Here is a 4101-nt window from a genome sequence, read left to right as displayed (position 1 = left end):
GTCGCCACGCTGACCGGCGCCGGCGTCGGCGCCGCGGCGGGCGGCCTGCTCGGCGGCCTCGCGGGCGCGGGCTTCGGCGAGGAGGAGGCGGCGACCTACTCCGAGGGCGTGCGTCGTGGCGGCCATCTCGTCGTGGTCCGCGCCACGGAGCCCCGCGCGATCGAGGCCGAGCGCATCCTCGACCGCCACAACCCCGTCGACATCGCGCATCGCTCCTCGCAGTGGCGCGACGAGGGGTGGTCGGCAACGGGCACGACCACGAGCACGGCGCCGGGCCTCGACGACGATGTGCGGCGCGCGAACGACCCGACATGGCGCCGGCCGGGCGACGTGGCCTGACGCGAAGCGGCCAGGCGCGGCGAGCGAGGCAACAACTTCAGCAGCCTCGCTCGCGTGCCGGTCCTGCGTCGCTGGTGCCGCGTCTGGTGCCGGGTGAGGGATTTGAACCCCCGACCTTCTGATTACAAATCAGCTGCACTACCCCTGTGCTAACCCGGCGCCGGCACACTGCTAGCCCAGCGCCACGCACTCCTCAACGTCGCGCCCGCGCCCAGGCTCGGTGCGTCCGCGGACCGGTCCAGCCTCGCACAAAAATGTCCGGCGCCGGCGGAGCCATCGCCGCGCTCGCGCGTCCTTGTCCCCGGTTCGTCCTCGACAGGGGAAACAATCGCGCATGGCCTCGGCCCTGCTCGCCGCCGGCGCCGTGCCGCGGCGCGTCGTGTTGCTCGTCCTGCTGCTCGCCGCCCTCGTCCTCGGCGGCGCGGCGGCGCTGCGCTCGACCGAATACGACGAGACCTACACGCGCCTCGTGACCGGGCCGGTCCCGCGGCCGCACTGGCCGACCACGCCCTTCACGCCGTCCGAGGCCGCTGCCGGCTTCGAGGCGGTCGTCGGCCCGGCCGCCATCGCGCGGCAGCTTCGCGAGACGGACGTTCATCCGCCCCTGTATTTCTGGCTGGCCGGCGCCTGGCGGGCCGCGGGCGGGACTTCGGTCGAGGCGCTGCGCGCCCTCTCGGTCCTGCTCTCGGTCGGCGCGGTCGCGGCATTCATGGCGGCGGCACGCGCCGCGGCGCTGCCTGCGGTCGCGACCGGCCTCGCCACGGCGCTGGCCTATGGCTTCGCCTATACCGGCGGCGTGGCGCGCGGCTTCGCGCTGGCGCATCTGCTGCTGGGCGTCGCGACGCTCTGCACCGTGCTGGCCTGGAAGCGGCGCTCGCTCGCCAGTGCGGCGCTTGCAGGGCTCGCCGCGGGTGGCGCGTCCTTCACCAACTACCTCGCGGTCTTTCCGGCCGGCGCCGTGCTCGGCTGGCTCCTGATCGCGCCCGTCGCCGCTGGTGTGCGGTTGCGCCTTCTGGCCGCGGCCGCCGTGCCGTTCCTGCTGGCCCAACTCGGCAATCTCAGCTTCTTCATGGCGCAGCGAGGATCGCGGCCCGATCAGTTCGACGCCTTCGATCCGATCGGCGCCCTGGTGCTCCTCGGCCAGTTCAATGCGGCGAACCTGTTCGGCGGCCTGCCGCTCTACGCCGAAGGCCTCGCGCGGCCAGTGCTTGCCGCGGCGCTGGCGGCGCTGCTCGCGATCTGCGCCCTTGCCGTCGCGCTGCGCTGGCAGGCGCTCGGTCCGACGCGGTGGCTCTGGCTCGGCGGCTTCGTCGCGCCCTCCGCGGGGCTGCTGCTGCTCGGGGCGGTCTTCGGGACCATGCCGATCGAGTTGCGCTACCTCGCCTTCGCCGCGCCCTTCGCGGGCGCGATGCTTGCCGGCGCCGCGGCAGGCTGGGCGCGCGCGGCGCCACGACTGGCCCCGGCCGCCTTGCTGGCGGTGCTGATCGTGCAGGCCGCCGGAGCCATCGGCATGGCCCTGCATCCGGCCACGCAGCAGACCTACCGGCACGCCCTGCGCGCGGTGGGGCCCCTGCTCGGGCCGGGCACGCTGCTGCTGGTGCCGCATGGCAATGACGGCGTCGGCATCGTCGGCGGCGTTCTGGCCGAGGCGCCGCGCGACCAGCCACTCCTCGTCATCCGCGCGGACCAGGCGGACGGCCTGCCGGCACAGACGGCGGCCCATGCGCGGCTGGTGCTGCTCGGCATCACCGACCGCGACGGCGCGGTCCAGGCCGCCGCGGCGCGATCCGCCCTTGCCGCCGATCCGCGCTGGGGCGAGGCGCGCATCGCATGGCGCGACGCCCGCCGGGGCTTCGCCGCCTGGGTCTACGAGGCGCGCCGGTCAGGCGCGGCCGACGGTCGCCAAGGCGTCGTCGTTGGTCGCGCGCACGACGGCCGCGAAGAGCCGTAGCGCCTCCGCGCCGCCGCGGTCCGTCAGCGTGCCGCGGTCGATCTCCTCGGCCAGCAGAAGGGCGTGCTCAGCCAGCGTTTCCGCCGCGCGTCGCATCGCCTCGCGCGAGAGAACGAGTTGGGTGGCCTCGGGCAGGGTCTGCCAGTTGGACGTGTGCATGGCGCTCCGTGTCGTCGGGCGCCGTCCTGGCGGAGCCCGCGCCGGCTGGCGGGGGCGGAGGCATGATGGGGGCGGAGGGTTGCGGAAGGGTGAAGTGGCGGCCCGACGTCAGTCGAAGCGCGCCTCCGCCCGGCCGAGCAGGTCGAACTCCACGACGACATGGCAGGGACCGTCGAGCCAGATCGGCGGCGTGACGGAGCCGAGGAACACGACCTGCCCGGCCTTCAGCCCGCCGAACACCGCCGCGCCGGGCGACGCGGCGAGCCATGCCAGCGCCTCGAAGGGATGGCCGAGCAGGTCGGCGCCCGCGCCTTCCCCGCGCAGCGCGCCGTCCACCGTCATCCGCCCGCGGATCGCGCCGAGGTCGGCATCGCGCCAGCCGGCCGCGGGGGCACCGAGGACGCCGGCGCGATGGAACACCTGATCGGCGATCAGCGCCGGCGTGCCGAGCTCGGCAAGGTCGGTGTAGCGCTTCTCGACGATCTCGATCGCCGCGAAGACCTCGGCCACCGCCGCCGCGGCCTGCTCGCGCGTGCAGGGACCCGCCGGCAGGTCGTGGCCGAGCCGGAGCCCCACCTCGCACTCGACCCCGGGCGCGATGAGGTCGTCGAAGCGGAAGCTCCCCGGCGAGCGCTGCAGCCCCTCGCGCGCCACGAAGCCGGCGGCCGGTCCGGCAAGCCCGAGATAGGCCTGCATCTGCTTCGTGGTCGCGCCGATCTTGAAGCCGGCCGGCGGGACGGCGCCGAGCGCCTCCGCCACCTCGCGTTGCGCCGCGTAGCCGGCCGCGACGTCGGCCGGCGAAGCGGGCCCGAGGGGGAGCAGGATGCGGCGGCCCTCGCGGGCGGAGAGGATCGCCGCGGCGGCCCGGCTGGTCATGCGGTGGTCTCCTCGGCCTCCGCCGTGTGGCGGTCGCGGGCGAGTTCGTAGAGTGCCACGGCAGCCGCCGCGGCGACGTTCAGGCTTTCGACACCGGGCGCGATCGGCAGCCGGACCAGCTCGTCGCAGGTCTCGCGCTGCAGGCGCCGCAGCCCCGCTTCCTCGGCGCCGAGCACCAGCGCCACGCGGCGATCCTGCGGCGCCGCCTCGGCCAGAGTCCGCGGCGCCTCGCCGGCCAGGCCGAGCACCCAAAAGCCGGCCCGCTGCAGCGCCACGATGGCGCGCGAGAGGTTCACCTCGCGGGCGATCGGCACGACCTCGAGCGCCCCCGAGGCAGCGCGCGCCAGGGCCCCGGTCTCGGGCGGCGCGTGGCGGTCCTGCATGACGACGCAGGCGGCGCCGAAAGCCGCGGCCGAGCGCAGGATCGCCCCCACGTTGCGCGGATCGGTCACCTGGTCGAGCAGCAGCACGGGACCGTCGGACCGCGCGATCGCCTGCTCGATCGGCACGGGCGGCAGGGGCTCCGCGAGGAGCGCCGCGCCCTGGTGCACCGCATCCTCCGGCAGGAAGGTCTGGAAGCGGCTGCGGTCCACGATCTCGGCCTGGCAGCGCCAGGGCTTCGGCACGCGCCGCGCCAGCTCCGCCTCGGCCTCCGCGGTCATCAGCAGGCGGCGGGCTCGGCGGCGCGGGTTCGCGAGCGCGGCGGCGACCGCATGCATCCCGTGCAGCCAGAGGCTGCCGGCGGGTGGAGCCTCCTTCGGTCCGGCCGGCGGCGC

4 protein-coding genes, 1 tRNA gene and 1 pseudogene are annotated in these 4101 nt (G+C 75.5%); 2 read left to right on the top strand and 4 right to left on the bottom strand.

Going from position 1 to position 4101, the window contains the following annotated elements; genetic code table 11:
* Positions 1-339: pseudogene (locus L2I40_RS19840) on the top strand (hypothetical protein); the annotation flags it as partial.
* Positions 340-423: 84 nt separating this feature from the next.
* On the opposite strand, the gene L2I40_RS19835 reads toward L2I40_RS19840, so the two are convergent.
* A tRNA-Thr gene (locus L2I40_RS19835) sits at positions 424-498 on the bottom strand.
* 175 nt (positions 499-673) lie between these two features.
* On the opposite strand from L2I40_RS19835, the gene L2I40_RS19830 reads away from it, so the two are divergent.
* Positions 674-2290, top strand: a complete 1617-nt coding sequence (locus L2I40_RS19830) for a hypothetical protein (protein ID WP_237216911.1) — start codon at positions 674-676, stop codon at positions 2288-2290.
* On the opposite strand, the gene L2I40_RS19825 is transcribed toward L2I40_RS19830, so the two are convergent.
* From L2I40_RS19825 to rlmB, 3 genes are all read right to left on the bottom strand, one after another.
* Positions 2222-2449, bottom strand: coding sequence for a hypothetical protein (locus L2I40_RS19825; protein ID WP_237216910.1), 228 nt, complete (start codon positions 2447-2449; stop codon positions 2222-2224). The genes L2I40_RS19830 and L2I40_RS19825 overlap by 69 nt on opposite strands.
* A gap of 108 nt (positions 2450-2557) precedes the next feature.
* Complete coding sequence (locus L2I40_RS19820; protein WP_237216909.1) at positions 2558-3325, bottom strand: 2-keto-4-pentenoate hydratase; 768 nt, start codon at positions 3323-3325, stop codon at positions 2558-2560.
* Positions 3322-4101 (bottom strand): 23S rRNA (guanosine(2251)-2'-O)-methyltransferase RlmB (rlmB, locus tag L2I40_RS19815; protein WP_237216908.1); only part of this gene is annotated, 780 nt, incomplete at its 5' end. The genes rlmB and L2I40_RS19820, both read right to left, overlap by 4 nt.

Origin of the sequence: Falsiroseomonas oryziterrae (genome assembly GCF_021864505.1) — a bacterium.
Lineage (GTDB): Bacteria > Pseudomonadota > Alphaproteobacteria > Acetobacterales > Acetobacteraceae > Falsiroseomonas > Falsiroseomonas oryziterrae.
This window is presented reverse-complemented; position numbering and strand designations above follow the sequence as displayed.

Coding starts and splice junctions, on each gene's coding strand:
- L2I40_RS19830 (WP_237216911.1), top strand. CDS start 674: ATGGCCTCGGCCCTGCTCGCCGCCGGCGCCGTGCCGCGGCGCGTCGTG.
- L2I40_RS19825 (WP_237216910.1), bottom strand. CDS start 2,449: ATGCACACGTCCAACTGGCAGACCCTGCCCGAGGCCACCCAACTCGTT.
- L2I40_RS19820 (WP_237216909.1), bottom strand. CDS start 3,325: ATGACCAGCCGGGCCGCCGCGGCGATCCTCTCCGCCCGCGAGGGCCGC.